The following is a 15,904-nucleotide window of genomic DNA, read 5'->3' as shown; positions in this document are numbered from 1 at the left end:
GTGAAAGCGCAGTCATAAATGAGTATATATATGAGTACAAACTGTCAATTATGGTCTAAAAATGAGCCACCGTTATGCTTTAAAAGTGCACCACTTTAAGACCGGTTTTTAAACCTAAATGATTCATTACCTGTTTCAATAATGTCACAATGATGAACCAGTCTATCCAATAAGGCTGCGGTCATCTTTTAAGGTTAAATCCAGCTTTGTTACATCCTCACTAACGGCCAGCCTCTGCTTATACTTAACTGCACGTATCGTGGCTTCATTACTTTTGAACTCTTTATGCAGTGCCTTTATCTTTTCAGCCAAAGCAGTCACTTCAGGTGCTATTTGTAATGCCTCAATCAGCTTATAAATACTTTTAAGAACCTCAATATTTTTATCCTGGAGCGAACGGGTCGATCCTCTGCTGGTTGAATTAGTCTGGAATTTGTCAGCATGGATAAACAACTGTAGTTATCAGGTTTACATCTGCAATATCACGCCTAATCGATGGTGTATTACAGCGATGTAACCGGCGCATGGGGCATACATAATACCCCATCCCTTTGCCATCTATGGAATTGAGTGACACAAGGGCGTAAGCCAGAGAATAACGAACATACTGAGCGATGATATCTACAAGATAGTGCAGGTTTTTCTTATCAGAGACATGGTCGGATAACATCATCAAAAAAACAGCATGTTACCCGACGGGGTCTTAGCGCCACAAAGCCACTGACCTTTCCCCCACTAAACGCGGGGGAATACCAGAGAAGCAAAACCAAATTTAAAAACTCAAGACTCTATCGACGACACATTACATGCCTAGGAATATCGGCGTCACTGTAGCTGTTGGTAACGCCCGCGATCGAGTCGCCAAGGTAGTGGAAGCCTGTGCTGGGGTCAGGAGTGTCGCCCGTCCAGTAGAGGGTGCCGATAAAACCGGAACCAGTGTAGTTATCCATTCGCCCCCATTCATCGAACAATGAACCCACCAAACGGGTACCAAATGAGTAGTTGGTAGAACTCAAGTCGGTGCGTGATGGCTGAGACGCCAGCTGTAGACTACAGAACCTCACAGCATCTGACCAAACAGCCATTGTGCTATTGTTATGTATAAACCATTTCTGCACAGCAAATGTGTAGCTTAGTGGACTTCCTCCATCCTTGGGTGTCGCCGTAATGGTCACTGGCCCCGTAGGTTTGCTGTTGAGCTTCACTTGACCGTCACCATTGACGCTTACGGCCCCTGGCTGGTTGGAACTCCAGGTGAAGTCGCTCGCATTTCTGTTCATATTTAGTATGAAGGTAGCCGCGGTAAAACCTGTTTTTGGAAATTCATCGCTTACCGTGAACACATGGCCGTTGACGGCTATTCCGGTAAACATCGCATCCTCCACAAAGGTGGTGCTGACCGTCTGGTTGCTGCCGTTCACCGTGGCGGTGACCACACTGACTCCCGGCGCAGTATTAGTCAGTGTCGCCGTGGCAACCCCGTCCACGCCAGTAGTACCAATCACCGTCGTCACGTTCGCCCCGTTGCTAGCGGTAAATGTCACCACCTGGCCCGGTACAAGGTTGTTACCCGCATCCGTCACTATCGCTTTCACCGCATTGGTGGCAATGCCATTGGCGACCTCGTTATCAGTAGTCGCCGTCAGGTTAGCTGCGGTGATTTCTGCGGTGCTGGCGTCCGCCACAAAAGTGGTGTCGACCGTCTGACTGCTGCCGTTCACCGTGGCGGTGACCGCGCTTATTCCACTCGTCATATTGGTCAGTGTCGCCGTGGCAACCCCGTCCACGCCGGTGGTACCAATGACTGCCGTCACTTTCGCCCCGTTGCTGGCGGTAAATGCCACCACCTGGCCTGCGACAGGATTGTTACCGGCATCCGTCACTATCACTACCACCGCATTGGTGGCCGTGCCGTTGGCCACCTTTCTATCGGCAGTCACCTTGGCTGCGGTGATTTTTGCGGTGCTGCCGTCCGCCACAAAGGTAGTGTCCACCGTCTGGCTGCTGCCGTTCACCGTGGCGGTGACCACGCTAATCCCCGAGTCAGTATTAGTCAGTGTCGCCGTAGCAACCCCGTCCACGCCAGTAGTACCAATCACCGTCGTCACGTTCGCCCCGTTGCTGGCGGTAAATGTCACCACCTGGCCCGGTACAAGGTTATTGCCCGCATCCGTCACTATCGCTTTCACCGCATTGGTGGCAATGCCATTGGCAACCTCATTATTGGCAGTCGCCGTCAGGTTGGTTGCAGTGATTTCCGCGGTGCTGCCGTCCGCCACAAAAGTGGTGTCGACCGTCTGACTACTGCCGTTCACCGTGGCGGTGACCGCGCTTATTCCACTCGTCATATTGGTCAGTGTCGCCGTAGCAACCCCGTCCACGCCAGTAGTACCAATTACCGTCGTCACGTTCGCCCCGTTGCTGGCGGTAAATGTCACCACCTGGCCCGGTACAAGATTGTTACCCGCATCCGTCACTATTGCTTTCACCGCATTGGTGGCAATGCCATTGGCAACCTCATTATCGGTAGTCGCCGTCAGGTTCACTGCTGCAACAGTACTAGGCATAACAGTGATCTGCACTGTCGCACGTAATGACACATTACCTTGGATGTCATGAGCCACTGCACTTAACGTGTGGGCATTACTACCACTCCGCGTTAGCCGATGCGAGGGTAATCCTACTACAACAGCGTGCGCAGATACCGGTGTGAGAGAACCTCCTGCCGCTATCAAGGCAGAACTGTCCCACTCAATACGCTCAAGGCCATGTCGGGTGGATATCTCTGCACTCAATGGAACGCTTGTCCCCCCCTCACCGCTTATCATAGCCGGAAGGATCAGCTGTATCACCTTCTGTTCCTGATAATTCAGCACAATATTGTTGTTACGCTCGACTAAATCATAACGACTACCCGCCAAAGTGCGCGTTGCTGCCACGGCTGATGGACTGATATGAGATTGCCAAGATTCACCCAGTCGGTAATTTAGCTGGAAGTTAATGTTGCTGTCGTTTTTACTGCCTTTACCGGCGCGATGTTCAGCCCCAATAGTCACTAATGGTATAGGGGTGTAATTTACACCCGCAGTAATGGCATAGGGGTTTTTCTGACGGTTATCTTTGCCAAACAAGGCCACATCATCACCACGGTATTTTTCATACATGACCTTGCCGCCAAGTTGGGGATGAGAGGGTAAATAAGTTTCTGCCCGCACATCATAGCCGTTGGCAGGCCGTTCTTTATAGTCAGCAAAATCCCGTGAATGATGCCAATCGGTGGTACCGAAGTAACTGTTACCCGAGAACTTCAGGTAGTCGGTCCAAGCCTCTGCGCCTACCCCAACCCGCCGGTTTTTGCCTGTAACATCATTATCAAAAAACGCATTAGCCCCATACATCCAGCTATTCTGGAAAGTACGCACTCCAGCACCAACGTTAACGGTGTTACGATCGTCTTTATTTCGGGCACCCAATTGGGTAAAAAGCAGGGATTTCTGATTATCATAAAGTGGAACCAGTACATCGACCATACTGCCATCCAGCTTAAAATCTTCATTAACATTCATTTGTACCCGGGCGGTACCAAACTGGCTCAGCCACTGCTGCGTGGAGTTGTTTAATTCATTGTTGGCAGCTGAGTTGAGCATGCGCTCACCAGATTTTACTGCATTGCCATTAGATAATGCGACAGCACCGGTCTGGGCATAACCGGCCAGCTTATTATTTATGTGAATATCAGCAGGTGAATAATTTTCATCACTAATGGATAACGAAGGCAGCTTACCGGAAACATCAATTTCATCCCCTAACTTGGCGACAGTATTAATGTTTTTACCGGTCTGCAAAATATAAGATTCTGTAACCGTATTGACTTGCGAAGTATACGAAGACGATGCGACAACCGTAGGTGAAAATGCCAAACTCAAAGGAAACAGTAACTGAAACAGGATATTAATCCACGCAATAGTCCTGAACGTTTGTGGTAGTGCGTATGCCCGCGTGAACCCATGACTCGAGGGTGTTTTTAGTGATTTCGTCCAAAAAAAATTACGCAATCTATTATACTCAGCCGATTAAAAATACCGTCACATAACCTCGCGATTTAATCAATACTGCACAAATCTCGTTTGATATTGTAGAGTGACGAAAATTTTTTAGTGTTAGTTTCCTACCCCCCCACGGAATCAGGTGAGTAACGATAAACTACCGTATCTATATTGCTAGATTCGACACTGATCGGCAGTTTCATTACCTATGATGCATCAGACAGCCCCGAACAATTAGTGAACCCATCTTATTCAGGTTTAATAATATTAATAAGAACCAATGACTTGATGTTTTATTAACAAGGAGGTGCCCCAACACTGGCGGATGGTTGCATGTATAACCGCAATAGCACTAAGGTCAGGCCCTTAGTGCTATTGCGGTGTTATCTTTTCTTTTTAATGCATTAAAATGCATTACGCCTAAAATTAAGCCCCTCCCTCAACCAGCACAAAAGTTCCGGTCGCAGCACCTGTACGTATTGCTCTGGCTGCCTGATATTCAGGACTCTCGTAAAAACGCTTGGCCTCGGCAAAAGATGCAAACTCAAAAACGACGTGCCGTTCATGTGATTCTCCCTCAAGGTTTTCATACTGCCCAGACCAGGCAATAACCTTAGGACTGAACGCCTGCATTGCTTCTCCGGCAGCCTTGGCATATTCGGCGTAGGCAACAGCGTCCGATACGGTGACATGCGCGATCAAATAACCTTTATTCATTTCTTTATCTCTTTTGTTAGACGTGGTTTATTCCAGCGCAATGCAGTTCTACAGGCAAACATGCAAGCAACGGGATAGGGGTTTTTACAACGTTTTAATCACATTCAGTTTCTGAGGGCTGGAGGATGCCTGGCAGCGAGGAGCGTCCTGATGCTCAATCATCCATCCCGGATAATAAGGAGGCAGAGCGCTTACCTCATCCGTTCTGTATGCCCATAGCCAGAGTGATAGACGACTACAGATTTAATCATTGAAAGGGTTTGAGTCATGATAATTGCCTTCAGCAAATGTCTGCGCTGGATAACGCGGTGTGAAGACAGTCTATTAAGTATTACAGTAGCCATAAATAACCTAAAAATTAACGCACTGTTATCTTAAAGAGGAACAATGAAAAATATTGAGGCACTGATCATTTTCGCGCGCGTGGCAGAAATGAAGAGTTTTACCCAGGCAGCTGAAAGCCTTGGTATTCAGAAAGGGCGTGCTTCAATGGTAGTGCGCGAGCTCGAACATGACGTAGGCGCTACGCTATTGCACCGCACCACGCGGACTGTGCAGTTGACCGAAGATGGCCGCATTTTTTATTCGCGTGCACGAGACCTGCTGGCGGAAGCAGACGAACTGCAGTCAATGTTTTCACCTGGCGGAATGTCACTGCGAGGGCGTTTACGTGTTGATATGCCAGCTATTTTGGCACAAAGTGTCATTATTCCCGCACTACCGCAACTACTGGATGCTCACCCGGAATTCGAACTTGAGCTTTCAAGTACTGACCGCCGTGTTGATCTGGTTCTGGAAGGATTTGATTGCGTAATTCGTCTGGGCCCCATTGTTGATGAGACCCTGATTGCCCGGCCGCTGGGAAAATTACGGATGATCAATGCGGCGAGTCCAGGCTATCTGAAACGCTTCGGTGTGCCACAGACGGTTGATGATCTTCTTAATCAAGGACACAGGATGGTTCATTACATGCGAAATTTTGGCGCGAAACCTGACGGATGGGAATATCCGTCAGGTGATGGCTACAATTCGCTGATGTTACCCGGCACGATGACGGTCAACAGCGTACCGGCCTACCACGAAGCAGGACTGGCGGGTTTGGGTTTAATTCAGGGAGGTTATTCAGCGCTCGTACCCCATATCAAATGTGGCACATTGGTTGAAGTCCTTCCCAATCTGCGGCCCAAGCCGCTAAATGCATCTTTCGTCGTCGCGCACCGGCGCAATCTGTCGCAACGAGTGAGGGCTTTTATGAATTGGACTGAGGAAGTGTTGAAACCTTATTTTGGCTAATGTCTGAGTGAACGAGTAGAACGGAGGAGGTGAAAGCCTACGTATGTGTTTGTTCCTTATTGATTAACACAACGTGTTATTGGACATGTCAGTTACTGGCACAAATCTACCCACGGCTACAATCAGGGGCGGCTATGAGCTTTTGTATGGGAAGATTATGTTCCCCGTAGCTTCATATGCAACAAAGGGTATGGCCTGCCCTGGCCGTCAACTTCAGAACGACCCACAGTTTCAAAACCGTGTTTTTTATAGAAGGTAACAGCCTGAGGATTCTGTTCGTTTACGTCGAGCTCATCAGCGCCCTGCTCGTCGATAGCATGTAGCAGGAGTAATTTCCCGATGCCTTTTCCGCGTTGATCTGCATCCACAAAGAGCATTTCAATGCGGTTTTCGCTTACCCCTATAAAGCCCGCGATCGAACTGTCACAGCTAAGACGAGCGAACATAATTGTCAGGCCAGGAAGATACGTATGCAGTATCAGGGGGCGTAGCGCCTGAATATCCTGTTCCTGTAAAAAATCATGCGTAGCACGTACCGATGATTCCCAGACCTTCAGTAATATCGGGTAATGAATTTGGATACATACTTCCATATTTATCATAATCTTATAATCCGTTAATTGACATCATATTGCCATGATAGCTGTGTGGTATTATTTGTCACTATGTGGCGTACATTTGTCTGCTTCTGGCTGTGGGTTCAACTGGTCGACGCAACGCTATCCTTAATGGCCCTGGTATATCGCCAGATTAGTGCAGATTGATTCTATCGATTTTCTTTTAAACAGATTCACATTTTACTCGTTATCACTCCTGCATCTTAACAACCACTTTTCCTTTCGCATGCCCCTGAGCAAGGTAGGCAAGCGCCTCCTTCGCCTCTGCAAAGGGGAACACCTTGTCGATCACAGGCTTGAGTTGTTCCGCTTCTATGAGTTTGCCGATTTGGGTGAGTTGACTGCCATCAGGACGGACAAAGAGAAATGAATAGGTCAGGCCCCGTTTTTTCGTAAGAAGCATAATCTTGCGGCTCATCAGCCCGAAAACAAAACGCAGCAAGAAGTTTAGTCCCCGAGCCCGTGCGAACGCGGTATCTAACGGCCCGGTGAGAGAAACAATCTTTCCACCAGACTTTAGAATTTGGGTGGATTTTTCAATTAAATCGCCTCTGACAGTGCCGAGAACGATATCGTAGCCGCTCAGCACCTTTTCGAATTCTTGCTTTTTATAATCAACCACTTCGTCTGCGCCAAGACCACTCACCCACCCGACGTTGCCTGAACTTGTTGTCGTTCCCACTTTTGCGCCAAGGTGTTTCGCCAGTTGGATCGCAAAACTGCCAATTCCCCCGGAACCTGCCGGGATGAAAACCTTCTGACCAGGCCGCAATCTGGCTCGCTCTGTCAGCGCCTGCCAGGAGGTGAGGCTCACCATCGGGAGTGAAGCGGCCTGCACGAAATCCAGGTTTGCGGGTTTCATGGCTGCGGCGCTTTCAGGCACCACCGCAAATTCGGCAAGAGATCCCGTTCCCCTGTCGAATATGCTGGCGAAGATTTCGTCGCCTGGCGTAAAACGCGTCACGCGACTCCCCACGGCAACAACAACCCCGGACAAGTCACTGCCCAATGTGGCGGGGAGTTTAAAATGCAAAACAGGCTTAAATATTCCGGTTGGGATCATGTTATCAATCGGGTTCAAACCCACAGCGTAAACTTTAACCAGCATTTCATCAGGGTTGAGTGAAGGATAATCTATGTTATCGAACCCCAATTCAGGAGATTTACCATAGCATTTAAATGTAAATGCTTTCATCGTCTTAGTTTTCATTTGTCGTTTACCCTGTCGCGTTTGTCAGTGAAATTTTTCTTAGCGGATCTGTTGCTGAGTACAAAGGCAATCCTCAGGAATAGCTCGATAAATACTGCAAACAGGATCTGCCCGTTAGACGCTTCGCCGATACCTGAGGAAGCACCTGTAACCAGTGCTACACGTTTTTTTGTCATTGCTGAATAAGGGCTTCATGATGTGTTTGAAGTTTCTCATCAAAGATGAGACGACACGCTGTAAGGGATTTATGTCGGATTGTCCTCTCTGCAGAACAGCCAAAAGACCGTTCTGCAGAGTGCAACTTATTGACTAAAGTGCTTTATATCGCTCTGCGGCTTCATCTTGTTTGATATCTGAAAGCAGAGCCTGACGCGAAGCATCGAGGGTGTCCCAGCGGGCTGCATTATGTAAAGGCGGGATGGTGACGAGTTCACGGCGATCAAAGCCCACCAGTGCGGCATCCACTAACTCGCCCACTTCCATGAATTTTGCCGAATTACTGATATCGATACCCGCACGGTCCCAGATTTCCGTGTAAGTGCCGGCAGGAAGCACCGCCTGGACATAAATGCCCTTAGATGACAGCTCTACATTCATTCCCTGAGACAGGAAAAGGACAAAGGCTTTGGTTGCGCCGTAAACCGTCATGGCAAATTCCGGGGCCAGGCCTACGATGGAACTGATGTTGACGATCGATCCCTCACCCGCTTGCACAAAGCGTGGTGCCACAGCACTGGCAAGTCTGGTCAGGGCGGTGACGTTAAGCGCGATAAGGCTTTCTATCGAATCGGGCGTCTGCTCTGTAAAACTGCCGGACTGCGCGATACCCGCATTATTGATAAGAATGCCAATCTGTGCGTCTTCACGCAGGCGAGCTTCGACCGCGGCTAAATCACTCGTTTGTGTGAGGTCAGCAGGCAGAACATCGACAGAAATATCATTTTCTTGTCGCAGACGCTCGGCCAGTATCTCTAACTTCGCTTTGTCGCGCGCGACCAGAACCAGGTCGTGGCCCCGGCGGGCGAACCGTTCAGCGTAAACAGCACCAATACCCGTGGATGCGCCTGTAATAAGAACTGAAGCTTTAGTCATAAGTTGATCTTCTTTATTAATGTGTAAACAGAATTCGCAATGTGCGATGCAGGCAGAACCGTGACACCTGCTGCTTTACTTGCTGGCCTCAGTCAGCGACGGGTAATCGGTATATCCCGCTGCGCCACCGCCATAAAGTGTTTCAGGATTGAGTGAGGCCAGAGGTGCGCCCGTCTTCAGCCTTTCGACCAGATCCGGGTTGGCGATGAACGGACGACCAAACGCGAACAGATCGGCTTTGCCTTCTGCAAGCTGAGCGGTCGCCAGCGGCAGGTCATAGCCGTTGTTACCGATGTAGGTGTTTTTAAAGCGCCGGCGCAGGGAGTCGTAATCGAACGGTGATACATCACGCGGGCCGCCCGTAGCGCCTTCAACCACATGGAGGTACACGATACCTAATGCGCTAAGTTGGTCAGCGACGTAATCATATTGCGGCTGCGGATCACTGCACGAAATCGCATTAGCAGGCGAAACCGGTGAAATGCGCACGCCGGTGCGGTCAGCACCAATCTCCTCTTTAACGGCCGCCGTGACTTCTAACAGCAGGCGCGCCCGATTCTCGACAGAGCCGCCGTACTCATCGGTACGCTGATTGGCGCCGTCTTTAAGGAACTGTTCCAGCAGATAACCATTCGCGCCGTGGATCTCTACGCCATCAAACCCGGCGGCAATGGCATTGGCAGATGCTTTCCTGAAATCGTCGATAATCCCCGGTATTTCCTGCAACTCCAGCGCACGTGGCTCAGAGACGTCAGTAAATCCGTTGTTCACAAAGGTCTTAGTCTCGGCACGGATGGCGGACGGAGCAACCGGCGCAGCGCCACCAGGTTGTAAATCGACATGCGAAATTCGTCCTACGTGCCACAGCTGTACAAATATGCGCCCACCTTTGGCATGCACCGCGTCAGTCACTTTGCGCCAGCCATCGATCTGAGCCTGCGTATAGATCCCCGGCGTATCCTGATAGCCCTGCGCCTGAGCTGAGATCTGCGTGGCTTCGGTAATCAACAATCCTGCGGTGGCACGCTGGGCGTAGTAAGTCGCTGCCAGTTCGCCGGGAACCAGACCTGCTCCGGCACGGTTACGCGTCAGCGGTGCCATCACGATATGGTTGGCAAGGGTTATTGTCCCAAGATCATAGGGTTGAAATAATGGTTGGTTGGTCATGTTTATTCCCTCTGCTTAATGGTGGTTGAAGTCTTAACTTAATGATGATGATCATAATCATTAAAGTCAATTTTTTTGATTATGACCATCATCAATGTATACTTACCCCTATATTTTTAGAGGATTGAAAAACATGAAAGTGTCGAAAGAGCAGGTTCGGGAAAACCGAATGCGCATTGTTGAAACGGCCTCAGAACTTTTTCGTGCGCGCGGTTACGATGGCGTGGGTGTCGCGGAACTGATGTCAGCGGCCGGTTTAACCCACGGCGGGTTCTACAAGCACTTTGGCTCTAAGGCTGATCTAATGGCGGAGGCAATGAGCTGCGGTTTTACGCGATCCGCAGAAAGCACGGCAGGTGTGAACCGGGAAAAATTTATTCAATACTACCTCTCGCGCCGACATCGCGATGATATGGGAAAGGGTTGTGTGATGTCGGCACTGGGCGCGGATACAGCCCGTCAGTCTGAGTCAATCAAGGCGACATTTGCGGCAGGGATTGAACGTCAACTGTCACTTTTGGGAGATGAAAATGGAACGCGCGCTGACCTCATAGATACCATTGCGCATCTTGTCGGCGCCCTGGTGCTGTCCCGTGCCTGCCCTGATGATTCCGCTCTGGCAGATGAGATTCTGGATGTGTGCCGCGCCCGTATTCTCAGCCAGGAAGTCCATGCGGATTGAATGTCCGCCACCTTATGGCCGGACATTTGCCGGGCTGGCCAGATGATCAAGTGCTGAAAACCAGACATGCTGTCAGAATAAATCGAGCTGTTTCGTGTCTTGATTCCTCTTATTGCCTGATTTTTCGCCTGCGTCAGATCGCCTAACGTGCTGACCGTTAGATTTTTCGCGAAATCCCGGCGCCAGCGCCAGCCCGTGTCGCTGCCGGATTGTGGAGACTGCAGTCTTTGCCTGATGATGCGCTACGGCAAAATCGACCAGCGGCAGACAAAAGGTAACGCCTGACAGATGTTCAGCCTGTTTTTGCAGGCTGGGCGGCATATTCCAGGGCTCGAAGATCCAGACATCACTGACGACGCGAAGTTCAGGTACCAGAAGCAAGGGAGGAGGAAGACCATCGCTAGGGAAACCTTGGTTATCTTTAGATATCAGTCGAGCGACTTACTATTAGGAATAGAGAGGTTTTAAATTGAAGTCTTTACAACTAAATAAAACTGGTGTTGGTAACATAACTGTAGATATTGATAATGGTGATGTTGTTTTCCTTATTGGATCAAACGGTTCAGGGAAATCTTCGCTAGTTAATCATTTTCATAGGCAATTACCAGATAACCATGTAAAAATTATAAGTGCACACAGGCAGAATTGGTTCAGTGAATCAGTTATTGATATGACCGCTAGTGAAATTGAGAATTTAAATCAAAGCAATAGACACTATCGTACGCTAGTTGATTCTAGGTGGAAGTTATATCAAGGCGAAAGTACTAACAGAATGGTGGTGGCAAAATTAAAAAGGCACATTAATCGAAGAGCTAGAGATATAGAGTCTGCGTATGATACGCAATACTTTAAATGATCCGGAATTTAAAGCTCCTGAATCGCCTCTTGCAGTAATTAATTCTCTGATAGAAAAATCAAACATGGATATATCTATTCATGTTGATAAAGATGACAATTTCATTGTTAAGAACCGCAGTTATAATGATGATGTCGCATACAGTATTGCTGAGTTGTCTGATGGAGAGAAAAATGCGTTGCTTATTGCCGCTGACATTCTTACGTCAGCGCCTGGTACGCTCTCATTATGGATGAGCCTGAAAGGCACCTACATCAGGCAATAACACTCCCTCTTCTTAGTGAGCTAATCTCTTTAAGAAGTGATTGTTCATTTTTAATCTCGACTCATGAAATTCTATTCCCGTCTTTTTTTATCAATTCAAAAGTTATTTTACTTAGGTCTTGTGAGTATGTTTCGAAAGATCCATCATCTTGGACTTTAGATGTATTAGATGGTAGTGATGACATACCTGAAGAGATAAAAGAAAGCATCTTCGGCTCAAGGCGAAAGGTCCTTTTTGTAGAGGGTGATCAAAATAGCCTTGATTTATCTATATATTCATCTTTATTTCATGATTTTAGTGTAATACCAAAAGGAAGCTGTAAGGATGTTGAGGCTTCTGTTGTTGGTATCGCATCTAACCGTAGCCTTCAGTGGGTTGAAGCCTATGGGTTGGTTGATAATGATAATAAAACACAAGGTGAAATCTCCTCTCTTTTATCTCGGCGGGTTTATACCTTAGCTGTTCATTCTGTCGAGTCAATTTACTATCACCCAGAAGTAATACGAATTGTTATAAGTGCATATGCAGGCTATCTTGGAATAGAAAATGGAAATGAAGCTTTTGACAACATAAGTGAGGAAATAATTAAAGTGATGAATAGCAACAAGGATCGGTTGTGCTCAGGATCTATAGAAAAAATAGTTAGAAGTAAGGTTTTTTCAAAAATACCAACTCAGGACTATATAAATTCCAATGAAGATTTTTCTTTTTTTCTAAATATAAATGAAATTCGCCTCGCTGAAGTTGATATTTTCGACACAGCTATTCAAAACAATGATGTCGTTACTTTGATGACTCGATATCCTATCCGAGAGACTGGCTTGCTAAACACCATAGCTAAGAAACTCGGTTTTCCTGATAGAAAAAGATACGAGTTAAATGTGAGAAACATCATCAGAACCCATAGTTCAGCCCAATCATTGCTCAAACCTCTACTTGGCGGCTTGCACGAAGCTATTTCCCCCACGTGAGACTAAACAACCTATATGGGGTCCGCTTGGAAAACGGAAAAAATCCTACGTTAAGCCTGTTTTTTAAGCAGGCATAACAGGCAGCTTTGAGCGAGGATCAGACGTTGAGGGCTATAAGAAGACTACTTAATGTTAGCCGGCTTCAACACAAGCGCGCCGTAGTGTGCTTCGCGGTGACAGTTCGGACAGAGTGCAATAGCATTTTCAACAGAGTCCTCTCCACCGTTAGCAAGCCACTCCACATGATGCACTTCAAGATACGGTCTACCATCTTCCCGCTTGAATGGTGCGTCACGTAGGCAGCTTTGACACTTACCCCCAGCTAAGGCCAATACCTCTGCTACAACGAGGGGATTACGCTTGAAGGTATAGCTCTTTATAATGACCCTTTCTGGCGTGGTGTTAGCTGTAGCCAACTTCTCTCTACGTTGTTCTGAGGTAAGTTGAGACGCTGTTTCTATGGCCTTTTCAAACTCACTTTTAACCGGACGTGTTAGCCATTTGCCGTCTAAAGCCTCATAGATTTCAAACACACCATGAAGTGCGGAATCATAGACCTCGAAAACATTTCCGCGCTTGAAAAGTCGATCATATTCATGGTGGCGATGGGTGGCATCATCTGTTCGTCTGGCAGTCCTGTTAAAACTCCAGTGACCACGATTGCAGTTAACTGCATTAACTATCAGATTCAAATAAGTATTGTCTTTGTAATGTGGAAATCTTTTCTTTAAAATTGCATCGACCTGAGCAGCCGTAGCCTTTCCAGCAAACTCGTTTTCAACTATCTCAGCGGTTGTTGTACGGATTGGTTTATCACCATAAACATACTTACGAGCCATTTCTCTATTCCTTGAAAATTCTGGAAGGTGTTACTGAAGCATAGGCGCGGTGAACATCTTGACCTGCTCCCAGCAAACTAACATAGCATGATGTAAGCAAGTTCCGCTTGTGGCACTAACCAGCCCACTAAGTTAGAAAATGTCGACTATGAGCGAGAAGTGGACCTTACAATCAGATCGAGTTAACAGGGCGGCACATGGATAGCCAAGTGCCAAACTCAGCTTTCCCCACCCTGTTTAGTTTTAGCCGTCTGCTGGTATCTGTCTATCAGCGATGTTTTCGTTCATGTTCGATTAGCCATTCTTTGCGCGCGATGCCCCCGCCGTAACCGGTCATCGAACCATCTTTGCCGATGACTCTGTGGCAAGGAATAACTATAGCTATTCGGTTTGCTCCATTTGCGGCGGCCACCGCGCGTACTGCGTTAGGTTTTCCAATCAGCCCGGAAAGAGCTTGATAGTGTGACGTTTGTCCATAAGGAACAGCACTTAGCCCCTGCCAGACGGAGCGTTGAAAATCACTGCCTGGAGCATCGAGCGTGAGCTCAAACTGTTGTCGCGTTCCGGAAAAATATTCACTAATTTCTTTTTCCGCTTGTCGGGTATGGCTATTCTCCCCTGACATTATTCGAGCATTCAGCAAACGTTGGAGATCACGGAATTCCGTCTCCAGCATTCGGCGGTCGGTAAACTCCAGCAGGCAAACTCCACGTTCCGTAGCACAGACGAACATTGGGCCTAGGGTCGTGGTAAATCGTTGAATTATAATTATCTGAGTCTGCTTTGTTGGAACAACACCCGTAAGTCGCTTATAGGTATAAGCAAAACCACTCAATGATTCGTAGCCATTATCAAAAGCCACATCGGTGGCTGTGGACCCACCTTTTAGCTCCTGAAGTGCGATATTCACCCGCTGCATTCGTTGAAATGCCTGGAAGGTAATACCGTGGTTTTGTAGAAACCAGCGTCGTACCCGCTCGGGGCTGATATCGTGCTTACGTAGCGCAGTGTCGCTTATTCGTGTTTTAGGGTTAGCGCGCACGAGTTCAAGTGCTTGTTCGATAAAAAACGGAGCTGTGTGCGCATTTTCAGTGGGTCGGCACACTTTGCAGGGGCGAAAACCTGCATCTAGAGCAGATTTAAAATCTTTATAGAACTCGACATTCTCACGTTTTGGTTTCCTCGCCCGACATACCGAAATACAAAATACCCCCGTTGTTTTGACACCAACGAAAAACACCCCTGTATACTCCGAAGCGCGCTCAAGTAATGCCTGATACCAGACATTGCACTGGGCATTATCGAGAACTTTCATCAATGAAAACTCCTGCAAATGTTTGCTGCGACTGGATAAGTAGCATTAAATCTTTAAGTTTCGATTGAATGGCTGAATGAACGAAATTTCCCATAGAAATGCGACTTACACCCATTTTCCCCAGCCTTTCGAACGTGGGAAGGTCTGGCATACACATAACGTTTAATGGAATATTAAGCTCTTTGGAAAAGGTCTCAATATCTTTTTCTGACGTCAGACATGGGACAAAAAGCCCGTTTGCCCCCGATGCTTCATAAAGTCGGCCACGTAAAAGCGTTTCCTGTAAAGCATGTTCATGATTAAGCAGGTATGTATCAGTACGGATATTAAGAAATAGTTGATAACTCTCGTTGTTCAACGCATCGCGAATCTCTTTTAATTGACTGGAAAATGCAACCGCATCATCAAGTTTTCTGACACCGTTAACAACTCTGCTGTCCTCAAGATTTATACCAACAACTCCAAGCTGCGCGAGACGTTTAAGATTGGTCGTTATCTCATCAGTTGTGCCACCAAATCCCGCTTCTACATCAACACTTAATGGTAGGCTACTGACGGATTGGATACGTGTGACAATGTAGAGCAATTCATCAAAAGACATTGCTTCTCCATCTTCGTAACCTAACGTTGCGGCAATCGCTGCACTTGAAGTACCCATGGCCTGATAGCCCGACTGGTGCGCCATAATTGCACTAGCAGCATCCCAGACATTGGCGATGAGTAATGGTTTGTTTTGATGGTGAAGTTCCGTGAAGTTCATGATTATCTCCTTTAATAAAGTACAGGATGAATCTAGAACATCCGATGAAACACTCACAACCGAAAATTAGACGA

At 47.5% G+C, this 15,904-nt stretch carries 16 protein-coding genes and 2 pseudogenes; 5 read left to right on the top strand and 13 right to left on the bottom strand.

Annotated features, from left to right (window positions below; all coding sequences use genetic code 11):
- Positions 1-95: 95 nt before the first annotated feature.
- From Q2T71_RS09365 to Q2T71_RS09350, 4 genes and pseudogenes are all read right to left on the bottom strand, one after another.
- Positions 96-188, bottom strand: a pseudogene (locus Q2T71_RS09365) (ATP-binding protein); the annotation flags it as partial.
- Positions 163-453 carry a hypothetical protein gene (locus Q2T71_RS09360; RefSeq protein ID WP_372558895.1) on the bottom strand — a complete coding sequence of 97 codons (291 nt, stop codon included), beginning with the start codon at positions 451-453 and terminating at the stop codon, positions 163-165. The gene Q2T71_RS09360 and the pseudogene Q2T71_RS09365, both read right to left, overlap by 26 nt.
- Positions 454-788: 335 nt before the next feature.
- Positions 789-3,845, bottom strand: a complete 3,057-nt coding sequence (locus Q2T71_RS09355; protein ID WP_372558894.1) for an inverse autotransporter beta domain-containing protein — start codon at positions 3,843-3,845, stop codon at positions 789-791.
- Between the two features lie 627 nt (positions 3,846-4,472).
- Positions 4,473-4,763, bottom strand: coding sequence for a DUF1330 domain-containing protein (locus tag Q2T71_RS09350; RefSeq protein WP_050074786.1), 291 nt, complete (start codon positions 4,761-4,763; stop codon positions 4,473-4,475).
- Between the two features lie 387 nt (positions 4,764-5,150).
- On the opposite strand from Q2T71_RS09350, the gene Q2T71_RS09345 reads away from it, so the two are divergent.
- Positions 5,151-6,056, top strand: coding sequence for a LysR family transcriptional regulator (locus Q2T71_RS09345; RefSeq protein ID WP_372558893.1), 906 nt, complete (start codon positions 5,151-5,153; stop codon positions 6,054-6,056).
- 155 nt (positions 6,057-6,211) lie between these two features.
- On the opposite strand, the gene Q2T71_RS09340 is transcribed toward Q2T71_RS09345, so the two are convergent.
- The 5 genes and pseudogenes from Q2T71_RS09340 to Q2T71_RS09320 all read right to left on the bottom strand — a co-directional run bounded on the left by Q2T71_RS09340 (position 6,212) and on the right by Q2T71_RS09320 (position 10,142).
- Positions 6,212-6,649: an acetyltransferase gene (locus tag Q2T71_RS09340; RefSeq protein ID WP_372559892.1), complete on the bottom strand. Its 438-nt coding sequence runs from the start codon at positions 6,647-6,649 to the stop codon at positions 6,212-6,214.
- Positions 6,650-6,863: 214 nt separating this feature from the next.
- A complete protein-coding gene (locus tag Q2T71_RS09335; protein ID WP_372558892.1) occupies positions 6,864-7,883 on the bottom strand; it encodes an NADP-dependent oxidoreductase in 1,020 nt (339 codons plus the stop codon).
- An 89-nt stretch (positions 7,884-7,972) separates the two neighbouring features.
- Positions 7,973-8,059 (bottom strand): annotated as a pseudogene (locus tag Q2T71_RS09330) (short-chain dehydrogenase/reductase); the annotation flags it as partial.
- A 133-nt stretch (positions 8,060-8,192) separates the two neighbouring features.
- Positions 8,193-8,975: an SDR family NAD(P)-dependent oxidoreductase gene (locus tag Q2T71_RS09325; RefSeq protein WP_372558891.1), complete on the bottom strand. Its 783-nt coding sequence runs from the start codon at positions 8,973-8,975 to the stop codon at positions 8,193-8,195.
- A 75-nt stretch (positions 8,976-9,050) separates the two neighbouring features.
- Complete coding sequence (locus tag Q2T71_RS09320; RefSeq protein WP_372558890.1) at positions 9,051-10,142, bottom strand: alkene reductase; 1,092 nt, start codon at positions 10,140-10,142, stop codon at positions 9,051-9,053.
- A gap of 133 nt (positions 10,143-10,275) precedes the next feature.
- Here Q2T71_RS09320 and Q2T71_RS09315 point away from each other — a divergent pair, with 133 nt between their 5' ends.
- On the top strand, positions 10,276-10,824 hold the full coding sequence (locus Q2T71_RS09315) for a TetR/AcrR family transcriptional regulator (protein ID WP_372558889.1): 549 nt from the start codon (positions 10,276-10,278) through the stop codon (positions 10,822-10,824).
- A 72-nt stretch (positions 10,825-10,896) separates the two neighbouring features.
- Here Q2T71_RS09315 and Q2T71_RS09310 read toward each other — a convergent pair whose 3' ends face one another.
- Positions 10,897-11,205, bottom strand: a complete 309-nt coding sequence (locus Q2T71_RS09310; protein ID WP_372558888.1) for a hypothetical protein — start codon at positions 11,203-11,205, stop codon at positions 10,897-10,899.
- An 88-nt stretch (positions 11,206-11,293) separates the two neighbouring features.
- Here Q2T71_RS09310 and Q2T71_RS09305 point away from each other — a divergent pair, with 88 nt between their 5' ends.
- Genes Q2T71_RS09305 through Q2T71_RS09295 form a run of 3 tightly spaced genes read left to right on the top strand, consistent with a single transcriptional unit; the run spans position 11,294 to position 12,916 of the window.
- Positions 11,294-11,680 carry an ATP-binding cassette domain-containing protein gene (locus tag Q2T71_RS09305; RefSeq protein WP_372558887.1) on the top strand — a complete coding sequence of 129 codons (387 nt, stop codon included), beginning with the start codon at positions 11,294-11,296 and terminating at the stop codon, positions 11,678-11,680.
- Entirely contained in the window at positions 11,658-11,945 is a 288-nt protein-coding gene (locus tag Q2T71_RS09300; RefSeq protein ID WP_372558886.1) for a hypothetical protein, read from the top strand. Before Q2T71_RS09305 ends, Q2T71_RS09300 begins: the two co-directional genes overlap by 23 nt.
- Positions 11,909-12,916, top strand: a complete 1,008-nt coding sequence (locus tag Q2T71_RS09295) for a DUF4435 domain-containing protein (RefSeq protein ID WP_372558885.1) — start codon at positions 11,909-11,911, stop codon at positions 12,914-12,916. The genes Q2T71_RS09300 and Q2T71_RS09295 overlap by 37 nt, the downstream gene beginning before the upstream one ends.
- Positions 12,917-13,038: 122 nt before the next feature.
- Here Q2T71_RS09295 and Q2T71_RS09290 read toward each other — a convergent pair whose 3' ends face one another.
- The 3 genes from Q2T71_RS09290 to Q2T71_RS09280 form a co-directional block, all read right to left on the bottom strand.
- Entirely contained in the window at positions 13,039-13,755 is a 717-nt protein-coding gene (locus Q2T71_RS09290) for an HNH endonuclease (protein WP_234049467.1), read from the bottom strand.
- A gap of 268 nt (positions 13,756-14,023) precedes the next feature.
- A complete protein-coding gene (locus Q2T71_RS09285; protein WP_372558884.1) occupies positions 14,024-15,070 on the bottom strand; it encodes a bifunctional transcriptional activator/DNA repair enzyme AdaA in 1,047 nt (348 codons plus the stop codon).
- Complete coding sequence (locus tag Q2T71_RS09280; protein WP_372558883.1) at positions 15,054-15,830, bottom strand: isocitrate lyase/phosphoenolpyruvate mutase family protein; 777 nt, start codon at positions 15,828-15,830, stop codon at positions 15,054-15,056. Before Q2T71_RS09280 ends, Q2T71_RS09285 begins: the two co-directional genes overlap by 17 nt.
- Positions 15,831-15,904 lie beyond the last annotated feature (74 nt).

Origin of the sequence: Yersinia sp. 1652 StPb PI, assembly GCF_041538345.1 — a bacterium.
Taxonomy (GTDB): Bacteria; Pseudomonadota; Gammaproteobacteria; order Enterobacterales; family Enterobacteriaceae; genus Yersinia; species Yersinia enterocolitica_E.
This window is presented reverse-complemented; position numbering and strand designations above follow the sequence as displayed.